Here is a 3,806-nt window from a genome sequence, read left to right on the forward strand (position 1 = left end):
GACGATTCCGCCCACGTCATGGACGTGACCTTCACGGTGGCGCCGGGCCCGGTCGCAGGTCTCGGTCCGGTCGCGGTGAGCGGCGCACCGGGGATCGACCCGGCGACCATCCGCTCCTTCATCTATGCCGAACTGGGCGACCCGTATTCGCCCCAGGCGGTGGCGGCGATCCGCCGGTCGGTGGCGCGGATCGAGGGCATCGGCGGCGTGCGCGTCCGCGAGGGCACGGCGCTCGACGCCGACGGAAACCTGCCGCTGTTCGTCGAGGTCACCGAACGCGAGCGCAACCTCGTGGGTGTCTCGGCGCGCTATTCCACCGTCGACGGGCCGGGCGTGCGGGCCTACTACGCCAATCGAAACCTGTTCGGTGGCGGCGAGTCCTTCCGGGTGGACGCCGACATCTACTATCTGGGCCTCGGCAACGACCCCTTCGCCAACCAGCGCAAGGTTGCGGGAATCGGCACGAACGGCCTCGGCGGACGGCTCTCGGCGACCTACGTCCAGCCGGCCCTGTGGGGCACACGCAACGATCTGCTGGCCAACGCCTTCATCACGCGTGAGGTGCAGCAGAGCTATCTCGTGGATGGCGGCGGTGTCTCTGGGGCGATCCGCCACCGCTTCTCGGACACGTTCTCGGCGCAGATCGGGCTCGACGCCCAGGCGGGCCGGTCGAAGGATGCCCTCGGTACCGTCAATTACCGGTTGATCGGCGTCCCCGCCTCGGTGACCTACGATTCCACCGACAGCCTCCTCGACCCGACGCGGGGCATTCGGGCGATCGCGTCGCTGGCGGTCTATCCCGGCGCGATCTCGTCGCCCGGGATCGTCGTGGCCAAGGCGCAGGGCTCGACCTACTACGCCCTGGACGACGAAGCCCCGCATGATCCTGGCCGGCCGCATCGGGTTCGGCTCGGTCTCCGGGGCGCCGCTGGGAGAAATCCCGGACAATTTCCGGTTCTTCGCCGGCGGAGGCGGCTCCGTGCGCGGCTATCCGTATCGGACCCTCGGACCAATCGGCCCCTACAACCTCCCGATCGGCGGCCGCAGCCTGCTCGAGGCTTCCCTCGAGGCGCGCATCAAGGTCACGGACACGATCGGCGTGGTGCCGTTCTTCGACGCGGGCACCGCCTTCGCCTCGGCGACGCCGGATTTCGATGAGAAGATCCGCAAATCCGTGGGCATCGGCCTGCGCTACTACACCGGTATCGGCCCGATCCGCGCGGATCTCGCCTTCCCGCTCGATCCCTATAAGGGCGGGCACGTGCGGCCGGCCGTCCTGTATCTCAGCCTGGGACAGGCGTTCTGAATGGCTCTTCGGACCGGACTCACGCGACGCCGCGCCACGCCGAACCGCGGCGGCGGCCGGTGGCTTGGCCTCGTCCTGGTCTGCCTGATTCTGGCGCTGCCCTGGGCCGTTACGCTGACCTCCGCCGAAGAGGGGGACAAGTCCGTGCTCGGCGGACTCCTGTCGCGGGCGCTCTCGACGCCCTCGTCCCGGGTGGCGATCGGCGCCATCGACGGCGCCCTGTCCTCCGACGCCACCATCCGGGACGTGGCGATCAGCGACCGCGACGGCGTCTGGCTGAAACTCGACCGGGCCCGCATCGTCTGGCGCCGGCTCGCTCTTCTGTCAGGACGCCTGGAGGTCGACAGCCTCGAGATCGGGCATCTCGACGTGCTGCGGCGACCGATCCCCGGTCCACCGCCGCCCGAAGCGAAGCCCGATGGCCGGCTACTCCCGGACCTGCCCGTCAAGGTCGAGATCAAGGGCTTCAAGCTGGCCGAGCTGACGCTGGGCGAGGCGGTGGCCGGGCAGCCGGCGCGGCTATCCGCGGAGGGCCGGGCGAAGCTCGGCGCCGCCAGCGAAGGGCTCGACCTCCAGGCCAGGGCCCTGCGCCTCGACGCGCCGGGCCGCTTCCTGCTGTCGCTGCTGTTCGTGCCGAACGGCGAGCGGCTCGAGCTGAAGGCGAACCTCGTGGAGCCGGCGGGCGGCCTGCTCTCGAAGGCGGCCAACCTGCCCGGCACGCCGCCAATCGACTTCGAACTTGATGGAACCGGGACGTTGGACGCCTGGGGGGCCAAGCTCGACTTCACGGCCGGACCCGACATCGGTGCCAAGGGCGGTGCGAAGATCTCCCGGATCGGGGCCGAGCGGCGCCTCGCCCTGGATCTCGCGGCACGGATCGAGGGCCTGATGCCGGGCCCGGCGGCCGCGATCTTCGCCGGCACCACCAAGCTCGACGGCGGCATCGCCTTCGCGGATAGCGGCGCCTTCCGGATCGACCGGCTGGAACTGACCTCCCGCACGGCGCGTCTGGCCGCCGGCGGCAGCCTGACCCGCGACCGGGTCGCCGACCTGACGCTCCAGGCCCGCGCCCTGCCCACGGAGGGCGACGTCACCCGGGCCGGCGAGGCCGAGATCGGCAAGCTCGTCTTCGACGGCAGCCTGAAGGGACCGCTCGCGGCACCGACGGTCCGGGGCCGCCTCGACGCGGCTGCCCTGCGCAGCCGCGATTCCAGCCTGGACCGGATCGAGGCCAGCCTCGGGATCGACCCGCAGGGCGACCCATCGGCGCAGCGTTTCGCCATCACGGCGGACGGCCGGGTCGAGGGATTGAAGCTCGCCGACCCGGCCCTGCGCCGGGCGATCGGCAGCCGGGCCAACGTGACGCTCCGCGCCTCGGCCGGCGCAGACGGCGTGGTCGATATCGCGGCGCTCCGGCTCGACTCCGACACGGCGCGGGCGACTTATGTCGGTCGCGTCGGCCAGAACACCCTGACGGGCACCGTAGACGCGGCCCTGCCGGACCTCTCGGTGTTCTCGGGTCTCGCGGGCCAGGGCCTTGCGGGCAGCCTCGACGCCAAGGCGCGGCTGAGCGGCGATCCGGCGCGCAAGGCCATCGCGGCCGACCTCGCGGTGACCACGAGCGGCCTCGTCACCGGGATCCAGGCCGCCGACCGCACCCTCGGCCGCGCACCGACCCTTCAGGGGCGCGTCTCCCAGACCTTTGACGGCTACGGCTTCGACCATCTGCGCCTGGAGGGGGCCGGCGTCGCCGCGACCCTGCAGGGCGAGGCGACGGCGTCCCGGGCGGATGTCACCGGGCGGCTCGATCTCAGGAGCCTCGCGGATCTCGACGGACGCCTCACCGGCAAGGCCAGCATCGATGCGCGCCTGACCGGATCCCTGGAACATCCGGATGTGACCGCGGCTCTGACGGCGCCGTCCGCCACCGCGGCGGGAAAGCCGATCCGGGACCTGCGCGCCGAGGCGGTCCTGCGGGACGCGCTCCTCGCCCCGGACGGAACGGTCCGACTCAGCGGCGACGTCGCCGGCAAGGCGCTCACGGGCGGTGCCCACCTCGCGCGCGTCGGCGGCGATTGGGTCCTCGACCGGCTCGGTCTGGATCTCGGCTCTGTCGCCGTCGCGGGCCACGCCATGGTCGCGGCCGACACGTGGCTGTCGGCCGGCGCGCTCACCGTGCGGGCCGGCGATCTGACGGACATCGCGCCCCTGGTCCCGGAGCCGGTCACGGGCCGACTCGACGCCGCGCTGACCCTCGCCCGTGACGGCGGCCGCCAGGATGCGGCCATCCGCGCCACCGGAGCCGCGCTCCGATACGGGGAGACCAGCCTCGCGCGTCTCGATGCGGATCTCTCGGGCCGCGACCTGCGCGCGCATCCCGTTCTCGAAGGGCGGCTCGAAGCCGACCGGCTTGTGGCCGCCGGCCAGCAGGTCGACACGATCCGGCTCCTCGCCAACGGCAGCCCCGCCTTCAGCGACGTGACCCTGACCGCCCGGTCGC

General features: G+C 72.3%; 2 pseudogenes. Both read left to right on the forward strand.

Annotation, left to right across the window (positions count from 1 at the left end):
* The first annotated feature begins 18 nt into the window (after positions 1–18).
* A pseudogene (locus I53_RS21685) lies at positions 19–1,306 on the forward strand (autotransporter assembly complex family protein).
* A pseudogene (locus tag I53_RS21690) lies at positions 1,307–3,806 on the forward strand (hypothetical protein); the annotation flags it as partial.

This window comes from Methylobacterium sp. B1 (assembly GCF_000333255.1).
GTDB classification, from domain to species: Bacteria; Pseudomonadota; Alphaproteobacteria; order Rhizobiales; family Beijerinckiaceae; genus Methylobacterium; species Methylobacterium fujisawaense.